Source organism: Hoeflea sp. IMCC20628, assembly GCF_001011155.1.
In the GTDB taxonomy this organism is placed as follows: domain Bacteria; phylum Pseudomonadota; class Alphaproteobacteria; order Rhizobiales; family Rhizobiaceae; genus Hoeflea.
The window spans coordinates 3,507,246-3,530,132 of sequence record NZ_CP011479.1; the positions used below are offsets into that span (position 1 = coordinate 3,507,246).

The 22,887-nt window shown below is 58.5% G+C and carries 23 protein-coding genes and 1 riboswitch; of the genes, 19 read left to right on the plus strand and 4 right to left on the minus strand.

Translation table 11 applies throughout. The features are described 5' to 3' along the window. The first annotated feature begins 5 nt into the window (after positions 1-5). The 13 genes from IMCC20628_RS16545 to IMCC20628_RS16605 all read left to right on the plus strand — a co-directional run bounded on the left by IMCC20628_RS16545 (position 6) and on the right by IMCC20628_RS16605 (position 12,546). Positions 6-1,208, plus strand: a complete 1,203-nt coding sequence (locus IMCC20628_RS16545) for a glycosyltransferase family A protein (protein ID WP_047031127.1) — start codon at positions 6-8, stop codon at positions 1,206-1,208. Continuing rightward, entirely contained in the window at positions 1,205-2,380 is a 1,176-nt protein-coding gene (locus IMCC20628_RS16550; RefSeq protein WP_047031128.1) for a glycosyltransferase family A protein, read from the plus strand. Before IMCC20628_RS16545 ends, IMCC20628_RS16550 begins: the two co-directional genes overlap by 4 nt. Before the next feature lie 53 nt (positions 2,381-2,433). Then, positions 2,434-3,279, plus strand: a complete 846-nt coding sequence (locus IMCC20628_RS16555) for a phytanoyl-CoA dioxygenase family protein (protein ID WP_047031129.1) — start codon at positions 2,434-2,436, stop codon at positions 3,277-3,279. Further along, on the plus strand, positions 3,272-4,441 hold the full coding sequence (locus IMCC20628_RS16560) for a class I SAM-dependent methyltransferase (RefSeq protein WP_047031130.1): 1,170 nt from the start codon (positions 3,272-3,274) through the stop codon (positions 4,439-4,441). Before IMCC20628_RS16555 ends, IMCC20628_RS16560 begins: the two co-directional genes overlap by 8 nt. Positions 4,442-4,493: 52 nt before the next feature. Next, on the plus strand, positions 4,494-5,171 hold the full coding sequence (locus tag IMCC20628_RS16565; protein WP_047031131.1) for a formyltransferase family protein: 678 nt from the start codon (positions 4,494-4,496) through the stop codon (positions 5,169-5,171). After that, positions 5,168-5,890 (plus strand): WbqC family protein, encoded by a 723-nt coding sequence (locus tag IMCC20628_RS16570; protein WP_047031132.1) that lies wholly within the window; start codon positions 5,168-5,170, stop codon positions 5,888-5,890. Before IMCC20628_RS16565 ends, IMCC20628_RS16570 begins: the two co-directional genes overlap by 4 nt. After that, positions 5,877-6,656 (plus strand): cephalosporin hydroxylase family protein, encoded by a 780-nt coding sequence (locus tag IMCC20628_RS16575; protein WP_047031133.1) that lies wholly within the window; start codon positions 5,877-5,879, stop codon positions 6,654-6,656. Before IMCC20628_RS16570 ends, IMCC20628_RS16575 begins: the two co-directional genes overlap by 14 nt. Positions 6,657-6,890: 234 nt before the next feature. Beyond that, positions 6,891-7,817 (plus strand): branched-chain amino acid ABC transporter permease, encoded by a 927-nt coding sequence (locus tag IMCC20628_RS16580; RefSeq protein WP_047031134.1) that lies wholly within the window; start codon positions 6,891-6,893, stop codon positions 7,815-7,817. Continuing rightward, entirely contained in the window at positions 7,817-9,172 is a 1,356-nt protein-coding gene (livM, locus tag IMCC20628_RS16585) for a high-affinity branched-chain amino acid ABC transporter permease LivM (RefSeq protein WP_047031135.1), read from the plus strand. Before IMCC20628_RS16580 ends, livM begins: the two co-directional genes overlap by 1 nt. 11 nt (positions 9,173-9,183) lie before the next feature. After that, complete coding sequence (locus IMCC20628_RS16590; protein ID WP_047031136.1) at positions 9,184-10,164, plus strand: ABC transporter ATP-binding protein; 981 nt, start codon at positions 9,184-9,186, stop codon at positions 10,162-10,164. After that, a complete protein-coding gene (locus tag IMCC20628_RS16595) occupies positions 10,161-10,892 on the plus strand; it encodes an ABC transporter ATP-binding protein (protein WP_047031137.1) in 732 nt (243 codons plus the stop codon). The genes IMCC20628_RS16590 and IMCC20628_RS16595 overlap by 4 nt, the downstream gene beginning before the upstream one ends. Before the next feature lie 29 nt (positions 10,893-10,921). Further along, positions 10,922-11,272, plus strand: a complete 351-nt coding sequence (locus tag IMCC20628_RS16600) for a DUF6867 family protein (RefSeq protein ID WP_047031138.1) — start codon at positions 10,922-10,924, stop codon at positions 11,270-11,272. Positions 11,273-11,442: 170 nt separating this feature from the next. Further along, positions 11,443-12,546 carry a branched-chain amino acid ABC transporter substrate-binding protein gene (locus tag IMCC20628_RS16605; protein WP_047031139.1) on the plus strand — a complete coding sequence of 368 codons (1,104 nt, stop codon included), beginning with the start codon at positions 11,443-11,445 and terminating at the stop codon, positions 12,544-12,546. Positions 12,547-12,717: 171 nt separating this feature from the next. On the opposite strand, the gene IMCC20628_RS16610 is transcribed toward IMCC20628_RS16605, so the two are convergent. The 4 genes from IMCC20628_RS16610 to IMCC20628_RS16625 all read right to left on the minus strand — a co-directional run bounded on the left by IMCC20628_RS16610 (position 12,718) and on the right by IMCC20628_RS16625 (position 16,373). Next, on the minus strand, positions 12,718-13,356 hold the full coding sequence (locus tag IMCC20628_RS16610) for a nucleoside triphosphate hydrolase (protein ID WP_047031140.1): 639 nt from the start codon (positions 13,354-13,356) through the stop codon (positions 12,718-12,720). 8 nt (positions 13,357-13,364) lie between these two features. Next, on the minus strand, positions 13,365-14,141 hold the full coding sequence (locus IMCC20628_RS16615; RefSeq protein WP_047031141.1) for an ATP-binding cassette domain-containing protein: 777 nt from the start codon (positions 14,139-14,141) through the stop codon (positions 13,365-13,367). After that, entirely contained in the window at positions 14,141-15,202 is a 1,062-nt protein-coding gene (locus IMCC20628_RS16620) for an ABC transporter permease (RefSeq protein WP_047031142.1), read from the minus strand. Before IMCC20628_RS16620 ends, IMCC20628_RS16615 begins: the two co-directional genes overlap by 1 nt. Before the next feature lie 133 nt (positions 15,203-15,335). After that, positions 15,336-16,373 carry a sugar ABC transporter substrate-binding protein gene (locus IMCC20628_RS16625; protein WP_156174544.1) on the minus strand — a complete coding sequence of 346 codons (1,038 nt, stop codon included), beginning with the start codon at positions 16,371-16,373 and terminating at the stop codon, positions 15,336-15,338. Between the two features lie 221 nt (positions 16,374-16,594). Between IMCC20628_RS16625 and IMCC20628_RS16630 the strand changes: the two genes are divergently transcribed. The 6 genes from IMCC20628_RS16630 (at position 16,595) to IMCC20628_RS16655 (ending at position 22,350) form a co-directional block, all read left to right on the plus strand. Next, entirely contained in the window at positions 16,595-17,818 is a 1,224-nt protein-coding gene (locus tag IMCC20628_RS16630; RefSeq protein WP_047031143.1) for an ROK family transcriptional regulator, read from the plus strand. Positions 17,819-18,054: 236 nt separating this feature from the next. Further along, on the plus strand, positions 18,055-18,945 hold the full coding sequence (locus tag IMCC20628_RS16635; protein WP_047031144.1) for a metal ABC transporter substrate-binding protein: 891 nt from the start codon (positions 18,055-18,057) through the stop codon (positions 18,943-18,945). Further along, the gene (locus IMCC20628_RS16640) at positions 18,942-19,853 is read left to right on the plus strand and encodes a manganese/iron ABC transporter ATP-binding protein (protein WP_047031145.1); all 912 of its coding nucleotides are present in this window, start codon (positions 18,942-18,944) and stop codon (positions 19,851-19,853) included. The genes IMCC20628_RS16635 and IMCC20628_RS16640 overlap by 4 nt, the downstream gene beginning before the upstream one ends. Continuing rightward, on the plus strand, positions 19,850-20,713 hold the full coding sequence (locus IMCC20628_RS16645; protein WP_047031146.1) for a metal ABC transporter permease: 864 nt from the start codon (positions 19,850-19,852) through the stop codon (positions 20,711-20,713). The genes IMCC20628_RS16640 and IMCC20628_RS16645 overlap by 4 nt, the downstream gene beginning before the upstream one ends. Further along, positions 20,713-21,561, plus strand: coding sequence for a metal ABC transporter permease (locus tag IMCC20628_RS16650; protein WP_082128185.1), 849 nt, complete (start codon positions 20,713-20,715; stop codon positions 21,559-21,561). Before IMCC20628_RS16645 ends, IMCC20628_RS16650 begins: the two co-directional genes overlap by 1 nt. A gap of 369 nt (positions 21,562-21,930) precedes the next feature. Further along, positions 21,931-22,350: a cupin domain-containing protein gene (locus IMCC20628_RS16655; RefSeq protein WP_047031148.1), complete on the plus strand. Its 420-nt coding sequence runs from the start codon at positions 21,931-21,933 to the stop codon at positions 22,348-22,350. A gap of 381 nt (positions 22,351-22,731) precedes the next feature. After that, a riboswitch (glycine riboswitch) is annotated at positions 22,732-22,819 on the plus strand. The last annotated feature ends 68 nt before the right edge of the window (positions 22,820-22,887 follow it).

The window sequence follows — 22,887 nt, forward strand, 5'->3', positions numbered from 1 at the left end:
ACCTGATGATCCAACTTTCCATCTGCCTGCCCACCCGCAACAGGCAGACATACTGCATCGAAACGATCCGCGCACTCGCCGCCAGCGACCGCACGGATTTCGAAGTCATTGTCGGCGACAATTCCGATGACGGCTCGGTGCTGGCCGATTTCTTTGCCACAGATTTCCACGATTCCCGCTTCCGGTTAATCGGACCTGAGGACACGGTGCTGCCCATGGTCGACAATTGGGAACGCCTGGCCGGGCAGGCCAAGGGCCGCTGGGTATCGGTGATCGGTGACGATGATTATCTCGATCCGAAACTTGTTTTGCTGCTCAAATATTACGAGCGGCTCTACCCCGAAGTCGAGGCCGTCAGCTGGGCCCGAATGAGTTTCAACTGGCCGGACAACCGGCCAAGCCCGGCATTGTCGGTGCTGCCGGTCAGCCATGAAACCCTGGTGGTCATCAAATCCGACGTTCAGGACCGACTTTTCCGCTGGTCTGAAGGTACGCGCCGCCCCGCCGGAGGCTTTGGCGTCTATCATGGCGCGATCCGGAAATCGCTGATGGAGCGCATCAAGCGCAAATATGGCGGCCGCTATTTCGAGCATCCCGTGGTCGATTTCGAAAGCACCTGCAAGACCATCCGTGAAGCGCGCATGCTGGTTCATTGCCAGCGGCCACTCTCCGTACTGGGCGCGTGTGCGGCTTCCAACTCGGCCGGTACAAAATCACAAAAGACCCTGATCGAACGCGCCAGGGTCTTCAAGGAAGAAACCAGGGGCAAGGTCGACATGGACGACCCGGTGTTTCCGTTTCCAATCAGCGACAAGGGCGCATCGATCTGCGCATCGATCGCTTCAACGACGTCGTGGTTCTGCCGCACCTACGGGATCGATCTGACTGGGTTTCCCGAGAACTTTGCCCGCGCGGCCGTCGATGAACTGAAAAATGTGCACGTGAAGCAGGATTACGAAGACAAGAGGGCCTTCTTTGAGCGCGGCTTTGATACCTGGGAGAACGGAAAATGGCGCGAGTGCTTCAAACCTCTGCCGTTTCAGGGTGAACGTTCGACCAATGAAATGTGCGGCGTCCTCAAGGACTATCTCTATATCCGCGAAGACGCAGACCCCTCGCAAACACCGGCTGAATTTTATCGCTTCGGCGAACATGCCATTCTGCCGGTAGAGCATGTTGCATCAGGCGTCCGGACCTTTGCACGATGACCCGGCTGACCATCTGTATACCCACCCGCAATCGCCAGATCTACGCCATGGATGCGGTGCGCCACATGTTGGCCTCGCCACGCGATGACTTCGAAATCCTCATCGGCGACAATTCCGACGATGCGGCACCGTTGGCGGACTTCGTCAAAGAAATCAATGACAGCCGGTTGCGGCGCCTGCCGCCCGAGGACAAGCCACTTTCGCTCAGGTCCAATTGGGAAAGAATGCCGCCGCATGCACGTGGCGAATGGGTCAGCTTCATCGGCGATGACGACTATCTGGACCCGGAACTGTGTGAAGCTCTTAGGGTAGCCAGTGACCGGGTTCCCAGCGTCGATGCCTTCAGCTGGGGCCGCTCCTACTACGTCTGGCCTGAAGCCAGGCCGCTACCCCAGATCACAAAAATCCCGACCGGCAGCCATCTGATCCACATGGAAAAGAAGGATTTGATGCGCAAGATGTTCTTCTGGGAAGGTGCCAAGGACCGTCCGGCCTGCCCATTCGGAGTCTATCACGGCGCGCTGAAAAAAGACCTGATGGAACGGATTCGTGACGCTTTCTCCAATCGCTATTTCGAACATCCCAATGTCGACTATGACAGCAATTGCAAGACGGTGATGATGGCGGATGCCTGTATCTACTGGGAGCGCCCGCTTTCGGTGTTCGGATCCTGCAGCGCTTCCAACAGCGCAGGTTTGGGTGACAAAAAGCTCGGCGCGGAAAGGCTCAAAACCTTTCGAGAGGAAAATGACGGCGAGTTGGAAGCGAAGGACTTTCCGTTTCCGATAGAATTGGGTCTCACCGCCTCCGTGGCGCACACCATCGAATGGTTGAAACAACGCTACGGCATAGAGTTGAACGGCTGGGAAGAGGGTTTCATTTCCGCCTGTGCAGGTGATTGCGAATCCCAAAGCGACCGCACCGGGTTCAACGAGAAGAAGGCTGATTACGCCGCCGCTATCCGGACATGGGGCGGAGACAAGGCCCTGAAACTGTTCAATCCCGTCTACCGTTACCGGGCCGACATACCGAAATTCATGGGCCATGCCGAGGGGCATCTCAATTTCGACATGGCGATCGGCAATGCCCAGACTGCGGCAGAGTATTACAAGATCATTGACGGCATGCTTTTCCCGGTACGGCTTCTGGAAAGCCGCCTGAGCGAGGGCTAACGCGCAATACGCTTGCGCCTCCGTGCCATAGCGACCTCTTGAGGATCACGAAAATGCAGCTGAACCAGACACAAGTGAACGACTTCACTCAGAACGGCTTCCTCGTCATTCAAGGGTTCTATGATCCTTCCGATGTCGAGACCGTGCAGAAGGGCATTTACGCCATCATCGGCGCAGTCATGGCACGGCACGGGATGACTGACGCGAGACCAGCATTCTCAGCTCAAACCTTTGACGCAGGCTACATGGACCTGATCCGTGCCAACCGCAGCTGGGGCGGCGAGGTCTATGATCTGGTCAAGGAAATCCCGGCCTTCAACCGGCTGATCGCCCATGCGACGCATGAAGATCTGATGCGGCAATTGCGGACTGGCGCGGTGCCGGGCCTCGCCGCTGGCGGATCGGGCATTCGCATCGACAATCCCAATGAAGACAAGTTCCGGGCGATGTGGCATCAGGAATATCCGGCACAGCTCAAGAGCCCCGACGGGCTGGTGTTCTGGTCGCCGCTGGTTGAAGTGACGCCTGATCTGGGGCCGGTGATGTTCTGCCCCGGCTCGCAGCGGGAAGGCCCGCTCGCCGTGTGTCATGCGGATCCCGAAAATGCTGGCCGCAGCGGCGCCTATGCGCTCAAGCTTGCCGGTGAAGACGATGTGCTGTCTCGCTATGAGCAAGTGGCACCGCTGTCAAAACCCGGCGACCTTGTGGTCCTGGATTTTCTGCTGCTTCACGCCTCGGGCTACAATCGAAGCGACAAGCCGCGCTGGTCGATGCAGTTCAGATACTACAATCTGGCCAACCCGACAGGACAAAGCCACGGCTGGACAGGTTCCTTTGCCGCTGGCGTCGATTTCCGGACGGTGCATCCGGAATTGTTTGTGGAGACCGTCAATGACTGATGCCGTGAAACATCGCTGCAATGTGTGTGGCTCCGATGATTTCGACATCATTTTCAAGTCGCGTTCGGCACAAGGCCTGACATCGCTGTGCCAATTGCGACCAGGAAGAGTGGAAGTCAGCTTCTGTCGATCCTGCGGCCATCTGGGCACGAATGCTTTGGAAGATGTAGAGGCTTTCTACGAGAGCGATTACACCATACTGATCAGCAGCGTGGACGAAGATCAGATTTACGAAACCGACGGTGACACCGTCATTTACCGAACCGACCACCAACTCCGCGTTTTGCAGGAGAAGCAGGACATCGTCGCCGGCATGAAGGTGCTCGACTACGGATGCGCTAAGGCCGACATGGCGCGCAGATTGAAGTCCTCAATCCCGGCCACCGATATTCACCTGTTCGATGTCAGCCGGATGTATATTCCCTTCTGGGAAAAAATCACCGACGAAAGCCACTGGGCATTGCATGAGACGCCGGACAACTGGGCCGGTCAGTTCGATATGGTAATGAGCTTTTTTGCCTTCGAACATATCCCCGATCCGGCTGCCTCGATCGCTCACGTGGCGTCATTGCTCAAGACCGGCGGCGTTTTCTACACTGTCATCCCCGATGCCTTCGGCAATATTGCCGATTTCGTCGTCAGCGATCACGTCAACCACTTCACCGCGACATCGATGACCTGTTTGCTTTCAGCGGCCGGTTTCTCCAACATCCAGATCGATACAGACATCCACCGGGGGGCCATGGTGGTGCGCGGCGTCAAGTCAGACCAGCCAGCGGTTGCCTCCACTCCAGAACCAGCGCAGCTCGCGGCCCTTGAGGCCAAGGCGAAGGAAATTGCGGCGTTCTGGGACGGGGTCGGTGAGGTGATTGGCAAGCAGGAAGCCGTGGCAGAGGCGCCGGCGGCGATTTACGGATCCGGTTTTTATGGCGCCTATATCTACTCGCAACTGAGCCACTCTGAAAATGTCCGGTGCTTCCTCGACAAGAGCCCCTACCAGCAGGGGCGCAGATTGTTCGACGTGCCGATTGTCGCGCCGTCCGAACTCGCCCGTGAAACCCGCACCCTTTATGTCGGGCTCAATCCATCGATTGCACGCAAAGCCATGGCAGGCATGCCCGAACTTTCCGCCGATGACCGCGACCTGGTGTTCCTGACATGAATGGCAAGCCGGGATTTTGTGGCAACCGGATCACAGCCGCAGAGCCATGCACATGAAACTCGCCATCATCTGCTCTGCCGGTGGCGGGTCCGTGCTGCAAGCCTATGATCTGGCAGCCGCAGCAGGCCTGGTGACTGCCGCCGACATACTTGTCATCGTAGACAGGCCCTGTGGCGCGGAAAGCGGTGCTGCGGTCCGATCGATTGCGACCTGCCGGATCGACGAACCGGATCGGCTGGCTTTTTCGTCTCGGGCAGCTGGCGAAATCAAGCGGTTTGGCGCAACGGCTGCATTGCTGAGCTTTTCACGGTTGGTCTCTGAAGAACTGTTTGGCGCTTTCACGACGCTCAACATTCACCCTTCCCTGCTTCCCGGATTTCCGGGAATAGGTGCGGTGGTGGCGGCGCGGGCGGCATCAGCACGAGTTCTGGGCGCCAGCCTTCACCGTGTCGACGCCGGGATCGATTCAGGCCCCATGCTGGGCCAGGCATGGAGTCCCGCCGATCCCGAGGCTTCGGAAGAGGCCTGGAACCGACATAGTTTCATCCACAAGACCTATCTCGCCGCCTTGGTGATCGAGCAGGCGGCGCGCGGCCACGACCTTGCCAGGATAGGCCTTCAGCCCGAACGACGAACCCCGAGCGCATGCCCGGCACTCAGCGACCCCGGCCTGATCAATGGCTTCCGGGAATTGGTGACGACACGTAAAATGGAACATTTCGTGCCATGAGAGTGGTGATCAGCCAGTCGATGTATTTTCCTTGGGTGGGCATGCTCGAGCAGATCCGTCTGGCCGACGTGTTCATCCACTATGACGACGTCCAGTTTTCCAAGGGCAGTTTTTCCAACCGGGTTCAGGTCAAGATGCCCGGCGGGATGGCCTGGATGACCGCGCCGCTGCACAATCATCAACTGGGGCAGACAATCGACGAAGTCCGGCTGCAGCCCTCTCCCGACTGGCACCATCGCCATCTGGCCATGCTGACGCAGAGCTTTGACGGCGCGCCTTATGCGGCTGACGCGCTGGCGCTGGCAAAAACCGTGATTGATGGCGAGCACGAGACCGTTGCGGACCTTGCCCGAGAGAGCATGCTGGCTTTGTGTCGATATTTCGGGCTGGATCGCGCGACCCGTTTCGCCGATTCACGCGTTTTGGGCATCGAGGGCTCCGGCAGCGACCGGGTGCTGGCGCTGGTCAAGGCGGTCGGTGGCAGCGACTACATCACCGGACATGGCGCACGGAACTACCTCGACCATGAGCGTTTCGAGGCTGAAGCCGTGTCGGTGTCCTATATGGACTATCAACGGCTGCCCTATCCGCAAGTGCATGGCGCGTTCACGCCCCATGTCACGGCGCTGGATCTGGTGGCCAATTGCGGTCGCGACGGCTTGGCGGCAATCGCGTCACAGACGCGGAACTGGAAGGAATTTACAGATGGACCCGCATGAAACATTCCGCACTGAGGTCGAGAAAAACATCGACGGTCTTGTTGCCGACACCGATCTGCAGGCGCTGTCGCGGACATGGGTGCGCGAGATCGCGCCGCACAACTGGGCCTATAATTTCTCCTGGCTCGGACGCCCGGCGATCCAGTTTCCCAACGACGCCTGGGCGCTTCAGGAACTGGTCTGGAAGGTCAGGCCTGACCTGATCATCGAAACCGGCATCGCCCATGGCGGCTCGCTGATCTATTCGGCTTCGCTGCTGGCACTTCTCGATCTATGTGACGCGACAGAGCGTGGCGAAATGCTCGATCCGCGCAATCCGGCGCGCAAGGTGCTGGGCATCGATATCGATATCCGCTCGCACAATCGCGAAGCCATCGAGGCGCATCCGCTGTTTCCGCGCATCGACATGATCGAAGGCTCCAGCATCGCCGCCGACACCATCGCCCAGGTGGCCGCGATCGCCTCCGGTTACAAGCGGATCCTGGTGTGCCTGGATTCCAACCATACCCATGATCACGTCCTCGCTGAACTCGAGGCCTATGCGCCGATGGTTTCTCCGGGAAGTTATTGTGTTGTCTTCGACACCCTGGTCGAGGACATGCCGGAACGGCTTTCGGCTGATCGCCCGTGGGGTCCCGGCAACAGTCCGAAATCTGCTGTTCATGCGTTTTTGAAGGGCAATGCGGATTTTGAAATCGACAGCCGGATCGACAAGAAACTTCTGATTACCGTGGCGCCGGACGGATTTCTCAAGCGGAAGGGATGAATTCGGCTCATATCCGCTCTCGATAACGGAAAAATTCCTCATTTGGTCATTTGCAACCTTGGGAAACCAAGGATTTTGTTCGGTATTTTATTTTCAATCGATTGAAAATCTGAAAACGTGCAACCGGCCGATTTTTCCTATTCTCGGTCCGAGAAAACACGTTATAGAGTCTGCAAGGGGAAAGAGGGTGCATGCAAGCACCCCCCGCAAAATGACAAGAGGGACACCGGCCTCATGGAATATTTTCTGCAGCAGCTTATCAATGGGCTCACATTGGGTTCCATTTATGGGCTTATCGCCATTGGCTACACGATGGTCTATGGCATCATCGGCATGATCAACTTTGCCCATGGTGACATTTTCATGGTGGGCTCGTTCATCGCGCTGGCGACCTTCCTGGCGCTTGTCGCCCTGGGCATCACCGCATTGCCGCTGATTCTGTTTCTGACACTGCTTGTGGCCATGCTTTTCACCTCAGCCTGGGGCTGGACAGTGGAGCGGCTGGCCTACAGGCCATTACGCGGATCGTTCCGGCTGGCGCCGTTGATCACCGCCATCGGCATGTCGATCGTGCTGCAGAACTTCGTTCAGATCACGCAAGGCGCACGGGTCAAGCCGCTGCCGCCACAGATCCAGGGCGGTGTCACGCTGATTGAAGGCGTCACCGAAAACGGCACCATCGCGGTTCAGCTTTCTTACATGCAAATGATCATCATCTTCACCACGCTGGCGCTGATGATCGGCTTTTCGCTGCTGATTTCCAAAACCTCGCTTGGCCGCTCGCAGCGCGCCTGCGAACAGGATCAGAAGATGGCAGCATTGCTCGGCGTCAATGTCGATCGCACCATCTCACTGACCTTCGTCATGGGTGCTGCTCTGGCTGCCGTGGCGGGCTTCATGTTCCTGCTGCTCTACGGCGTGATCGATTTCTACATCGGCTTCCTGGCTGGTGTGAAGGCCTTCACCGCAGCCGTGCTTGGCGGTATCGGCTCGCTGCCGGGCGCGATGCTCGGGGGCCTGTTGATCGGCCTCATCGAAGTGTTCTGGTCAGGTTACTTCTCGGTTGAATACAAGGACGTTGCCGCATTCTCCATTCTGGTCATCGTGCTGATCTTCATGCCATCCGGATTGCTCGGTAAACCTGAAGTCGAGAAAGTCTAATGAGTACCGCTCCGAAACCCGGCCTGATGGCCGAATCCGTCAAGGACGCGGCGATTGCGGCGGTTCTTGTTGCCGTGCTGGGCTTTTTCTTCCTTGCACTCAGAACAGACATCGTGACCGGTGGCCTCGACCTGACTTACCGGTGGGGCCTGTGGTTCACTGCAATTGCGATCGTGTTTGCCGGCCGGTTGCTTCTCAACGTGTTTGTGTTCAAGGCAAAAAAGCCGGTCACCAGCGAACTGAATATTACGGTTCCCGCGGGACTGACCACGGCAATTGGCAAAGTGCTCGGGCCGGTCCTGCTGCTGATCGCGCTGACCCTGCCATTCATCGTGATGGCAATTTACCCGGATCGTGACCGTCAGTTCATCGACCTGGCGATCCTGATCATGACCTATGTCATGCTCGGCTGGGGCTTGAACATCGTCGTCGGCCTCGCAGGTCTGCTGGACCTTGGCTACGTGGCGTTTTACGCGGTCGGTGCCTATTCCTTCGCGTTGCTGGCGCAGTATTTTGACATCGGCTTCTGGACAGCGCTGCCGCTGGCCGGACTGCTGGCGGCAACATGGGGGATCATTCTCGGCTTCCCGGTGCTGCGGTTGCGTGGCGATTACCTGGCCATCGTGACGCTGGCCTTCGGAGAAATCATCCGCATCGTGCTGCTCAACTGGTATGAATTCACTGGTGGCCCTGATGGAATTTCGGGCATTCCGAAGCCCAGCTTTTTTGGTCTGGAGTTCTCCAGAACCGGCGGCTTCGCGGAATTCTTCAATCTTGACTACGATTCAATCCATCGCTTCATCTATCTTTATTACATCATCCTGGTGCTGGCACTGATCACCAACTTCGTCACGTTGCGGCTTCGCAAGCTGCCGATCGGTCGCGCATGGGAAGCCTTGCGCGAAGATGAAATCGCCTGCCGGTCGCTTGGCATCAACACCACCAACACCAAGCTGACCGCCTTCTCGATCGGTGCAATGTTTGCCGGGTTTGCCGGATCTTTCTTCGCAACCCGGCAGGGTTTCATCTCGCCGGAAAGCTTCACCTTCCTTGAATCAGCGATCATTCTGGCGATCGTGGTTCTGGGCGGGCTTGGCTCGCAAGTCGGTGTCGTCATCGCCTCGGTGGTGATGATTGGCGGGATCGAACTTTTGAGAAACCTTGGGTTCCTCAAGGAAATCTTCGGGCCCGACTTTGAACCCACCCAGTATCGCATGCTGATTTTCGGCCTGGCCATGGTGCTGATCATGGTGTGGAAACCACGCGGTATCATTTCGAGCCGAAACCCTTCGGCGTTTTTCAAGGAACGCAAGAAGATCGGCTCTGACATGGTCGCTCAAGGTGAGGGCCACTGATGGAACCCGCAATGAAAACAACTTCCGCGCACAGCCGGGATGACAATGTGGTTCTCTCGGTCGAGCATCTGACCATGCGCTTCGGCGGCCTGGTTGCCGTCAACGACCTGAGCTTCAATGTCGGTCGCGGCGATATTACGGCTCTGATCGGACCTAACGGCGCAGGCAAGACCACCGTGTTCAACTGCGCGACCGGGTTTTACAAACCCACCGAGGGCCGCATTGTCATGCGCCACGGCAAGAGCATGCAGAGCGAAAAGATTGAAGCGCTGACGCGCACCGGTCGACAGTTCAACGATGACGGCGACGACCGTGTCTTCCTGCTCGAGCGGATGCCGGATTTCGAGATCTCCAAGCGCGCCAAGGTCGCCCGTACCTTCCAGAACATTCGTCTGTTTGGCGGGATGACCGCGCTGGAAAACCTTCTTGTGGCGCAGCATAACCCCTTGATGATCGCCTCGATGATGACAATTGGCGGCATCTTCAATCTGCCGGGATACAAAAAGGCCAGAGCTGAGGCGATCGACTTCGCCGCCTACTGGCTTGAGAAAACCGGCCTGATCGAGCGCGCTGACGATCCTGCGGCGGATCTGCCCTATGGTGACCAGCGGCGGCTCGAGATCGCGCGGGCCATGTGCACCCGCCCGCACCTGCTTTGTCTCGATGAGCCTGCGGCTGGTCTCAACCCGCGCGAATCCACCGAACTCAACGATCTGCTGCAATACATCCGCAAAGAACACGGAACCTCCATCCTGCTGATCGAACACGACATGGGCGTGGTCATGGAGATCTCTGACCATGTGGTGGTGCTGGACTACGGCCAGAAGATCTCTGATGGCAGCGCCGATCATGTGAAAAACGATCCGAAGGTGATCTCGGCCTATCTCGGCGTCGATGAAGATGAAGTGGCAGCTGTTGAGGAAGAAATCGACATGCCCATCCGCCATGCCGTGAAAGGCCCGACAGAGACCGACAAGGAGGGCAAGTCATGAGTACCGACCAAAACCTCCTGACGATCCGCGGCGTTGAAACCTATTATGGCAAGATCGTTGCTCTGCGCGGCGTCGACCTTGATGTCAAAAAAGGCGAAATCGTCACGCTGATCGGAGCCAATGGCGCCGGCAAATCGACCCTGATGATGACCATCTGCGGCAGCCCGCGCGCGCGCGCCGGCGAGATCATCTTTGACGGTCAAGACATCACCCGCATGCCGACCCATGAAATCATCCGGATGGGCATCGCCCAGTCTCCGGAAGGGCGCCGTATCTTCGGCCGCATGACGGTCCTGGAAAATCTCCAGATGGGCGCACAATTGGTTGACGACAAGCATTTCGACGACGATCTCAAGCGGGTCTTCGACCTGTTTCCGCGGCTCAAGGAACGCGCCACCCAGCGCGGCGGCACGCTGTCGGGCGGAGAACAGCAGATGCTGGCGATCGCGCGGGCGCTGATGAGCCGTCCGAAGCTGTTGCTGCTCGATGAGCCGTCGCTCGGCCTGGCGCCGCTGATCGTCAAGCAGATCTTCGAAATCATCAAGGAACTCAACTCCAACGAGGGACTGACGGTGTTCCTTGTCGAGCAGAATGCGTTTCACGCGCTCAAGCTCGCCCACCGCGGCTATGTGATGGTCAATGGCAACATTACCCTGTCGGGAACGGGCGCAGAATTGCTCAAACGCGATGAAGTGCGCGCCGCCTATCTTGAAGGCGGGGCTCACTAATGCGTGTCGCAGGAACAGGGAGCTAAGACATGGAAAACGGCCTCTTGTGGGAAGTCTCGATTTCCGAGTTTATCATTGTCACGATAATCCTTGGCGGCGGCACCGCCTGGATGACCGGGCGGGCCGTGGCCTCGACCTGGAGAACACCCTTGCAATTGGCGTGGTACATGGTGATTTTGAGCTTTGCGGTCCGCTTCATCCATTACGCACTGTTTGAGGGAACGCTGCTGTCAGGCTATTATTTCGTGGTCGATTTCATCGTCATCCTGATCTTTGCGTTTCTCGGCATGCGGTTCACCCGTGCCGGGCAAATCGCCGAGCAGTACAGTTTCGCCTTCACTCGTTCCGGGCCGTTTGGCTGGCGGCAGAAGGACAATTAACCGCATAAACGGGCGACTTGAATTGCCATCTAAAAAGCTCTGTATTTCTTTGGAAATATCGGCTTAAATGGTTGTACACGGGGAATTATTCCCCCCTACACCGGCGCCGAACACAATCAGCGCTTGCGGACCGGTTATAGGAAAACGAACAAGCGTTGCAGGGAGATAACATGAAGAAGATTCTTTTGGCTGGAGCCGCACTTGGTTTCGCAATGTCTTCGGCTTCCGCCGAGATCGTCATTGCCACCGCAGGTCCAATGACAGGCCAGTATGCATCCTTCGGGGAACAGATGAAAACCGGCGCCGAACAGGCCGTGGCCGACATCAACGCTGCGGGCGGCGTCAATGGCGAAATGCTGAAGCTCGAAATTGGTGATGACGCTTGCGATCCGAAGCAGGCTGTTGCTGTCGCCAACCAGTTCGCTGGTAGCGGCGTGGTGTTCGTGGCAGGTCACTTCTGCTCGGGCTCTTCGATCCCCGCTTCGGCTGTCTATTCCGACGAAGGCATCATCCAGATTTCGCCAGCTTCGACCAACCCGACCTTCACCGATGAACGTCCGGGCGGTGCCGATGGCGGTGTCTACCGCGTTTGCGGCCGTGATGACCAGCAGGGCGAAACTGCTGCTGCGTATCTGCTGAAAAACTTCGATGGCAAGAAGATCGCCTTCGTTCACGACAAGACCGCCTATGGCAAGGGTCTCGCAGACGCCACCAAGGGTTCGTTTGAAGCCGGCGGCGGCACTGCGGCCATGTACGAAGCCTACACTGCTGGTGAGAAGGATTATTCCGCTCTCGTCTCGAAGATGAAGCAGGAAGGCATCGACGTGCTTTATGTCGGCGGTTACCACACCGAAGCCGGCCTGATGGCACGCCAGATGAAAGAACAGGGCATGTCCACTGTTCTGGTTTCGGGCGACGCTCTGGTTACCGATGAATACTGGGCTATCACCGGCGACGCCGGCGAAGGCACGCTGATGACCTTCTCGCCGGATCCGACCAAGCGTGAAGGTGCTGCTGCAGTCGTCAAGGCGCTGCAGGATGCCGGCAAGACCACCGAAGGCTACGTGATGTACACCTATGCGGCCATTCAGGCCTATGCACAGGCTGTCACCACTGCCGGTTCGACCGACTATGACGCCGTTCGCGAAGCGCTCAATTCGGGCGATTTCAACACCGTGCTTGGCGATCTGAACTTCGACGCCAAGGGTGACGTTTCGCTTCCGGGCTACGTGTTCTACCGCTGGTCCGACGGCAAGTACGCTGAAATCGAATAGTCTTTCAGTTTGACTGTTTGACTGGAGCCCCGGCGTGAAAGCACCGGGGCTTTTTTTTTGATATCGAGACCATGCAAAACCGGGACTTGCCTGTGACGGCTGCCGGAAAACACGCTATCGGCAATGCCGGACCGGTGCAGATGCGGGAGCGTTTAAGGCAAATTTGATGCCCTATAATCCGGTGGAGATTTCCAGATCGGCTTGCCGCGATGCGCCCAGCACCAGTTCGGCATTGGGGATGTCATTGGACATGGCCCTTGCCCGGGCGTCATGATGGTTGAGGCCGTGTGCAAGCCAGCGATCAATCAGCCGCAGGCGCAATTCCTCAAGTCCGGCTTTCATCATGACGGTCAGATCAAACAGGGCCACCATCTGGCGCCAGACCGGCTCGTCCAGCAGCAGGTAATTGCCTTCAGCGATCAGAAACCTGTGCTCCGGCCGGATGATGCTGCCGCCGGCGCGGGCCAGATCCAGCGCGCGGTCAAACACCGGCACCGCGATGTCGCGATCGGGTTCTGCCCGCAGACGCACAAGCAAGGCCGCGTAGCCATCGGCATCAAAGGTAAACGGCGCACCCTTGCGCGCCCTTGTCCCGCGGACATCAAGCACGGCATTGTCGAGATGAAACCCGTCCATGGGAACAATTGCCGCGCCCTGCCCGCGCCGGGTGAACTCAGCCACCATCGCATCCGAAAGCGTTGACTTACCAACTCCGGGAGGGCCCGCCAGCGCAATGATAAAGCGCTGGCTCTGTCCTGCCCTGCCGATCGCGGCATCGACCAGCTGTGCGGCGGTGTGTTCGAGTTTCATCGCCGGTTTCAGGCCGCTATGGCTTCTTCCGGCGGCTCCTTGGCCCCGATCATGAAGGCGACAGCATCGGACATTGTGTAGTCTTTCGGATTGATGACGCAAAGCCGTTTTCCAAGCCGGTGGATGTGGATCCGGTCGGCAACCTCGAAGACATGCGGCATGTTGTGCGAGATCAGAATAATCGGGATGCCGCGCGAGCGGACATCGAGGATCAGCTCGAGCACCCGGCGGCTTTCCTTGACGCCCAGCGCTGCCGTCGGCTCGTCAAGCACGATGACCTTGGAGCCGAAAGCGGCGGCGCGCGCCACGGCGACGCCCTGGCGCTGACCACCAGAAAGGGTTTCAACCGCCTGGTTGATGTTCTGGATAGTCAACAGGCCGAGTTCATTGAGCTTGTCACGGGCGAAGGCTTCCATCGCCTTGTGATCGAGCTGCCGCATCACCGAGCCGAGAAAGCCGGGTTTGCGCAGTTCGCGGCCCATGAACAAGTTGTCGGTAATCGACAGGGCCGGCGACATGGCAAGCGTCTGGTAAACGGTTTCAATGCCGGCATGACGTCCGTCCAGCGGCGTTTGGAAGTTGATTTCCTTGCCTTCGAGCCAGATCTTGCCCGAGTCCGGAATGACAGCGCCCGAAACAGCCTTGATCAGCGTTGACTTCCCGGCGCCGTTGTCGCCGATGACAGCGAGGATTTCGCCGTGGTGGAGATCGAAATCGCAATTGTCGAGTGCGACCACGCGGCCGTAGCGTTTGACGAGGTTGCGGCCTTTGAGAATGGGTTCCATCAGACTGACACCTTTCTGATCCACTGGTCGACAGAGACGGCGGCAATGATGAGCACGCCAATGAGCAGGTAAGTCCACTGCGCGTCGGTGCCGAGCAGCCTGAGGCCGAGCGAGAACACGCCGACGATCAGTGCGCCGAAGAGCATGCCCATGATCGAGCCGCGCCCACCAAACAGCGAGATGCCGCCGATCACCACCGCAGTGATGGATTCAATGTTTCCAAGCTGGCCGGATGTCGGCGAGACGGAACCGATCCGTCCGATCAGTGCCCAACCGGCAAAGGCGCAGATCAGGCCCGAGAGCATATAGACCGAGATCAGCGTCCGCTTGACCTGGACGCCGGCCAGTTCGGCCGCCTCCGGGTCATCACCCACCGCATAGACATGACGTCCCCAGGCGGTCTGTTTGAGCACGTAGGCCATGAACAGAACCAGCAGCACCAGGAAGATCACGCCATAGGTGAAGACAGCGCCGCCGACGGAGATCTTGTTGCCAAAGAACTGCAGCAACGGCGCCTGTTCGGCGATATCCTGAGCGCGAATGGTCTCGTTGGCCGAAAACAGGAAATTGGTGGCCAGCACGATCTGCCACATGCCCAGCGTGACGATGAAGGGCGGCAGTTTCATCACTGCGACGAGAAAGCCGTTGATATAGCCGCAGAAGGTTCCGCAGGCGATGCCGGCAAGAACGGCCAGTTCAGTCGGCAATCCGTAGCGGAAAGAGGCAAGTCCCATGACCACAGAGGACAGCACCATGATCGCACCGACTGACAGGTCGATACCGGCGGTGAGGATGACCAGTGACTGGGCGACGCCAAGAATGCCGACGATCTGAACCTGTTGCAGGATCAGTGTGAGGGCAAAGGGCGAAAAGAATTTCTGCCCCAACAGCAGACCGAAAACGACGATCGAGCCGACCAGCACAATGGCCGGGACTGCCCAGGGCGTCTGGTGCAAACCATGTTGCAAGCGCTTGACCAGGCTCCTGTCGTGCGAAGCAAACTCAGCGACAGTCGTCGGACTGGTTGCTGCAGCTTTTTCGAATTCCTGCGTATTGGACATGGTACCTCCCCATCGTCACACGGCATGGATATGCACCCTTGCGCAGGGCCTCTTGCAGGCGCGCATGGAGTGCACTTTGCAATGAGGCGGCCCGAAAGCCGCCCCAATACCTTTTACCTAAAAACAGGGGCAATCAACCCCAGCAGCGGTCCATGCCTTCGGCAACGGAGATCGACTCGACACCGTCAACAGGCTTGTCAGTGACAAGCGACACGCCAGTGTCGAAGAAATCCTTGCCTTCGGTCGGAGCCGGCTTGGTACCGTCCTTGGCCCAGGCTGCGATGGCTTCAATGCCGAGCGATGCCATCAGCAGAGGATACTGCTGCGAGGTGGCGCCGATGATGCCGTCCTTGACGTTTGCAACGCCCGGGCAACCGCCATCGATGGAGACGATCAGCACGTCATTTTCGCGGCCGATGGACTTGAGCGCCTCATAGGCGCCTGCGGCGGCTGGTTCATTGATGGTGTAGACGACGTTGATCATCGGGTCCTTGGCGAGGAGATTTTCCATCGCCTTGCGGCCACCTTCCTCGTTGCCGGCTGTCACGTCGTTGCCGACGATGCGGGCATCATCTTCGTCACCCCACTTGGCGGGATCCTTGACGTCGATACCGAAACCGGTGAGGAAGCCCTGGTCGCGCAGCACGCCAACCGTCGGCTGGCTGACGCCGAGGTCTAGCATGGCGATCTTGGCGTTGGCAGCTTCCGCACCAAGCGAAGCAGCTGCCCACTTTCCGATAAGCTCACCGGCCAGGAAGTTGTCGGTTGCGAAGGTGGCGTCAGCTGCGTCGATCGGATCGAGCGGTGTATCGAGCGCGATGACCACGAGACCTGCGTCGCGGGCCTGCTTGACTGCAGTCACGATGGACGAGGTGTCGGAGGCGGTGATCAGGAAACCCTTGGCGCCATCGGCAATGCAGGTCTCGATGGCTGCAACCTGGGTTTCATGGTCGCCGTCAACCTTGCCGGCATAGGACTTCAGCGACACGCCGAGTTCCGCGGCCTTGGCTTCGGCGCCTTCCTTCATCTTGACGAAGAACGGGTTGGTGTCGGTCTTGGTAATCAGGCAGGCGCCAATGCTGTGGCTGGCGGCATAGGCAGGCGCCGTTGCCAAGGCGCCAAATGCTACGGCTGCGAGCAGTGCGGTCTTAAGTGTGGAATTCGACATCATTTGATCCTCCCGGGATGTATTTTGCAGATTAGTCTGCATGCGCGGCGAACTGAAAATCCTCACTCCCTTCCTCCGCGTCCTCACTAAAACAGCATAAACAAATTGCCTCGTCAATAAATAAATCAATCTTATTTAATAATTGACGAGAGTCTTTCTTTGGGCCATTGTTTTGATAAGGAACGCCCGTACAACGCATACGGACGTCGGGAGGAAACAGACACGTGACGGATGATCCGAAGATCGGCGACGACCGCAATGGCTCAGCGAACAGATCGTTGAGAGGATCGAACCAGAGCGGCCTGCGGGCCTATAACCAGCGCCTGGTGCTCAGCCTTGTCTATTCCCATGGAAACCTGACCAAGACCGACATTGCGCGGATGACCGGACTGTCGGCGCAGACCGGATCGGTGATTATGCGCGAGCTCGAAGCCGAGGACCTGATCGTCAAGGGCGAACCGGTTCGCGGCAAGGTGGGGCAACCTTCGGTGCCGCTGTCGATCAACCCCGACGGCGCCTTTTTCTTTGGCCTGAAAGTCGGCCGCCGCAGCGCCGAGCTCATCCTGGTCAATTTTCTTGGGGAACCACAGGCGGCGCTGCGCAAAAGCTATCCTTGGCCAACGCCGCCGCTGGTGATCGATTTCGCCAGCAACGGCATTGCCGAGATGCTGGCCGGACTGCCGGCAGAATTCCGCGATCGGGTGGCCGGAGTGGGCATCGCCACGCCGTTCGAGCTGTGGAACTGGACCGAACAGGCGGAAGCGCCGCGCGAACAGATGGACCTGTGGCGCGGTTGCGACCTCAGGGCGGAACTTGCCGCCATCTGCCATATGCCGGTCTACCTGCAAAACGACGCCACCGCGGCCTGTGCCGCCGAACTGGTGTTCGGCAAGCATCCCGGACTGCATGATTTTCTCTACCTCTATATCGGCACCTTTGTCGGCGGTGGCGTGGTGCTCAATGGCAGCATCTATTCCGGTCGCAGCGGCAATGCCGGCGCGCTGGGCCCGCTGCCGGTTGCCGGACCGGACGGCAAGCCGGTGCAATTGATTGAAAGAGCGTCGATCATGTTGCTCGAGCGCATGCTCAAGGCCGCCGGCCTCGACCCCTCGCCGCTGTGGAACAGTCCCGACCATTGGGAAGGGTTTGAAGAGCTGGCCGATGAATGGATCGGCATCGTGGCGCGCGGCCTCGCCCAGGCGGTCGTCTCGGCCGCCTCGATCATCGATTTCGAGCATGTCATCATCGATGGCGGACTGCCGGTCGATGTCCGGGAAAAGATCGTCGCAGCAACGCAGGCAGAAGTAAGCCTTTACGATCTTCGCGGCCTGGATGTGCCGGGCATCCTGCCGGGAACCGTCGGCCACCTCGCCCGCGCGCTGGGTGCGGCCAGCCTGCCGCTGTTTGACAAATACCTGATTGACCGTAACGCCCGCCTCGGCGGCTGAGTCACACCTGCTGCCCTGACAAAGGACTTGCCGTCCGGCTCGCATGTGTTCGGCAACCACTTTCATTCCGTCGATTTCCGGCCGCTTTCATTTGATAGATGAGTCGAGCAATGGCGCGCATTCTGCCGCAGCAGGACAGACCGCCAATGCGCTTCTTGCGAATGATTTGCAAAAACATTGACAACGATTGGAATATGCATAGATTGCCACTTGCAAATCATTCGCAGGAAGAACCTATGCGCCTCCTTACAGTTGTTGGACTTTTCATCACGCTCAGCCTTGCCCCAGCATCATCGGCGCTGGCAGAGATCAAGGTGCTGACGTCCTTCACCGTCTTTGCCGATATGGTCCGCAATATTGCAGGCGACCATGCCGAAGTGGTGTCCATCACCCGCGAGGGTGCCGAGATCCACATGTTTCGGCCAACGCCTGGCGACATCAAGAGAGGCCTCGGCGCCAATGTGGTGTTGTGGAACGGTCTCGGGCTTGAGACATGGTTCGAGCGATATCTCGAAAACCTCGGCAATGTGAAAGCCTATGTTCTGTCAGATGGCGTCGAGCCAATCATGATCGGCGAAGGCGCCTATGAAGGCAGGGCCAATCCGCATGCCTGGATGTCGCCTGAAAACGCGATGATCTATATCGACAACATCGTGCGCGCCCTGTCTGAAACCGATCCGGCCAACACAGCCGCCTACGCCGCCAACGCCGAAAGCTACAAGGCCGAAATTGCCGCCACCTTCGCACCGATCCGCGCAGCGATCCAAGCGCTGCCCGAAGAAAAGCGCTGGCTGGTGACAAGCGAAGCGGCGTTCTCTTACCTCGCAAGGGATTTCGGCCTCAAGGAGGCTTCAATCTGGGCGATCAACGCCGACAGTCAGGGATCTCCACAACAGGTGCGCCGTGTCATTGATCTGATCCGCGACAAGAATGTTCCGGTGATCTTTTCCGAAAGCACCGTCTCCCCCAAGCCCGCACAGCAGGTGGCACGGGAAACCGGCATAGCTTATGGCGGCGTTTTGTATGTGGATTCACTTTCGACCCCTGACGGGCCGGTGCCGACCTACATTGATCTGCTTAAAGTGACATCTCAAACCATTGTCACAGGACTGACGGTAAAACCATGAACATCTCCGCCCCCCGACAGACCCAAGCCGCCGAAACCACTGGCCTCGAAGTACGTGACGTCACGGTGATTTACCGGAATGGCAACCGCGCGCTCGACGGTGCTGAGTTCTCGGTTCCGAAGGGCTCGATAACCGCTCTTGTCGGTATCAATGGCAGCGGCAAGTCGACCTTGTTCAAGGCGTTGATGGGCTTTGTTCCTCTCGCCAGCGGCCAGATCAGCATCATGGGCCTGGCAGTCCCCGAAGCGCTCAGGCGCAATCTTGTCGCCTATGTTCCGCAAAGCGAGGAGATCGACTGGTCGTTCCCGGTGCTGGTCGAAGACGTCGTGATGATGGGCCGTTACGGCCACATGAATTTTCTGCGGATGACCCGCAAGCAGGATCGCGTCGCCGTCGATGAGGCGCTGGAGCGGGTTGGCATGTCGGCATTCCGCAAACGCCAGATCGGCGAATTGTCCGGTGGTCAGAAAAAGCGCGTGTTCCTAGCCCGCGCACTGGCCCAGGAAGGCCAAGTAATCCTGCTCGACGAGCCGTTCACCGGTGTCGATGTGACCACGGAAACGCAAATCATCGAACTGCTGAAAGTCCTGCGCACTGAGGGCCGGGTGATGCTGGTTTCGACCCATAATCTGGGCAGCGTGCCCGAATTCTGCGACCGCGCAGTACTGATCAATCGCCGCATCCTCGCCGAAGGACCGACCAGCGAAGTGTTCACACAAGCCAATCTGCAGAAGGCCTTTGGTGGCGTGCTTCGCCACTTTGTTCTCGGCGGACAGGATCTGCATGACGATGACGACCATCGTCAGGTCACGGTTTTGACCGATGACGAACGGCCCTTCGTGATCTACGGCGAGACCGAGCGCAATGCCCGCAAGGGCAAAGGCGCAGGCAAGGAAGGCAGCAAATGAGCCTGCTGCTTGAACCTTTCAGTTATGGCTACATGGTCAACGCCATGTGGGTGTCAGCGCTGACCGGCGCGATATGCGCATTTCTGTCCTGCTATCTGATGCTCAAGGGCTGGTCGCTGATCGGCGACGCGCTCTCGCACTCGATCGTGCCCGGTGTCGCCGGTGCCTATATGCTCGGCCTGCCGTTTGCAGCGGGCGCGTTTCTCGCAGGCGGTCTCGCCGCAGCCGCCATGCTGACCATCCGCGCCCACACTAGGCTGCGCGAGGACGCCATCATCGGCATGATCTTCGTGTCGTTCTTTGCGCTGGGGCTGTTCATGGTGTCGATCTCGCCGACGCCGATCAATGTGCAGACCATCGTGCTGGGCAATGTGCTGGCGATCACGCCCAACGACACCACCCAGCTGATCATCATCGGCGTGGTCACGCTGGTGGTGCTGTCGGTGATCTGGAAAGACCTGATGCTGGTGTTCTTTGACGAGAGCCATGCACGCGCCATCGGTATCCGCGCCACCGCGCTCAAGGCGGTGTTCTTCACCCTGCTTGCAGCCTCGACCGTGGCAGCGATGCAGACAGTCGGCGCCTTTCTGGTGATCGCGCTGGTGGTGACACCGGGGGCCACCGCCTACCTTCTGACCGACCGGTTTCCAAGGCTGATCGTCATTGCCGTGGCAATTGGGTCGATCACCTCGTTTGTCGGGGTCTATCTGAGCTATTTCCTCGATGGCGCGACTGGCGGCGTGGTGATCATGCTGCAGACCGGCCTGTTTCTGCTGGCCTTCCTGTTCGCGCCCCGGCACGGGCTGCTGGCCCAACGTGCCAAGGCGCGCGGCGCAAGCGCTGACGCGGGAGTTGCATGATGGATGTCTGGGTGGATTTCTTTGTCGATCCGTTCCGCTACGCCTATATGCAGAAGGCGTTTCTTATCACCTTCCTGATCGCGATTCCGATGGCGGCAATGAGCAGTCTTATGGTGCTCAAAGGCTGGTCTCTGCTGGGTGACGCCATGAGCCACGCCGTGCTGCCCGGTATCGTCATGGCCTACATTGCCGGCCTGCCGCTGGTGATCGGGGCGTTCGCCGCCGGGCTTTTCTGTGCGGTGGCCACCGGCTGGCTCAATGCCAACAGCCGGGTCAAGGAGGACACGGTGATGGGCATCGTGTTTTCCGGCATGTTCGGCCTGGGGATCGTGCTGCATGTCAGCGTTCGCTCAAGTCTGCATCTCGATCACATCCTGTTTGGCGACATGCTTGGTGTCAGCTGGTCGGACATTGGTGCGACGGCGCTGCTGGCCGGCTTGTGCAGCGCGTTTCTGCTGACCAAATGGCGCGACCTTGTCGCACAGGCCTTTGATGGCCTGCATGCCCGCGCCATCGGACTGCGCACCGGCTGGCTTCACTACGGATTGCTGACAGCCATCGCGCTGATGATTGTCGCCAGCCTCAAGGCCGTCGGCATCATCCTGTCGATTGCTCTTCTGGTCGCGCCCGGCGCCATCGCGTTCCTCGTCGCCCGGACTTTTGTGGGTATGCTCAGCATTGCTGTCGGATCGGTGATCCTGAGCGCGCTGATCGGCATTTTCGCCAGCTATCATATCAACAGCGAACCGGCACCCACCATGGTGCTGGTGATGACCGGGTTCTTTGTCGTGGCGCTGGTCGTCAGCCAGGTGCGGGATATGCGGATGCGTCGGGTGGCGCGGGGGTGAAGGCTGAGGCCTGGTGGACACAACCAACGGAGCATAAAGACGGGACAATTTCAGTTTACATGCAGCCCATTTGCGATGCTGTTTTCGGCCCATTGCTGACATGGGCGAGCACGACAACGAAAGTCTGCAAGGAACCCGTTCCTGACCTTTTAGGTCGAACTGACGTGCGCTCCAGTTTCAGTTTTTTGATGCAATTCCGCCCTGAGTTTCGGGCCTTAAGTTCCTGGACGAAATCCTGATCGGAATACCTGCCACGGAATAATGTATTGGTAGACAATCTGTCGCAGACCTCACGGATTGTTTGTGCGCTGCCACTGCATACCTCCATTAAGTACGATTGATTAGGACACTCATTTTAAAGGACGGCACATGACTGATACCAAGGACTATGGCTCCGATCCCTATGTCGTGGACATCGAGAAAGACACGCTTGAAAATCCCAATTTTCGCACCACGCGCTGGACCGGCAAGAACATCCAACTGACACTGATGACGATCCCGGTGGGCGGCGATATCGGGCTCGAGGTGCACGAAACCCATGACCAGTTCCTGCGCCTTGAGCAGGGCACGGGCCGCGTTCAAATGGGACCATCCAGAGATCAGTTGAACTTTGAGCGGGAGGTTGGTGCGGACTGGGCCGTGTTCGTTCCTGCCGGATTCTGGCACAACATTACCAATATCGGCGACGAGCCAATCAAGCTGTATGCAATCTATGGTCCGCCGGATCACCTCCACGGCACGGTACACGCAACGCAGGTCGATGCTGAAAACGACCCGAACGAGCATTGAATTACAATAGCCGCTCCTTGGGGGCGGCTATTCCGCTTCTGGCCGTAATTATGGCCAGAAGTGCTAGAGCATCTTTCGAGAAAGGCCGCTTCGTCCGCATTGCTAAGCTCCGCGCACCCGCAGCGAACGTCTGCTTCCCGCGCAGACTGACCAAATCCGTATTCAAACAGAATGCCAGATACGTCTCCACAGGTGCGGTTGGGCGGCGCCCACTCGGCATTGCCGTGCCCCCAACCCGGTTACCTGCCTAAAATCTTGTCCTCCGTAACACTGTCCCGAAATCCGACGACCAACCTCCTTTTCCCCAATATTTATCCTGTCGGCGCCACCCCCGAACCGCGCGTCCCCTCTTGCTATCCTGCGAAAATTCGGCATAGGTACGGCTTCCCGTTGGGAGAAACCGGAGTTATCCGGTGCCGAAGGAGCAACCGCCCCGGAAACTCTCAGGCAAAAGGACCAGCGGTACAGGACGGACTCTGGAGAATGGCGCCCGCTAGCGTCTGCCGAAGGGATAACAATCTCAGGCAAAAGGACAGA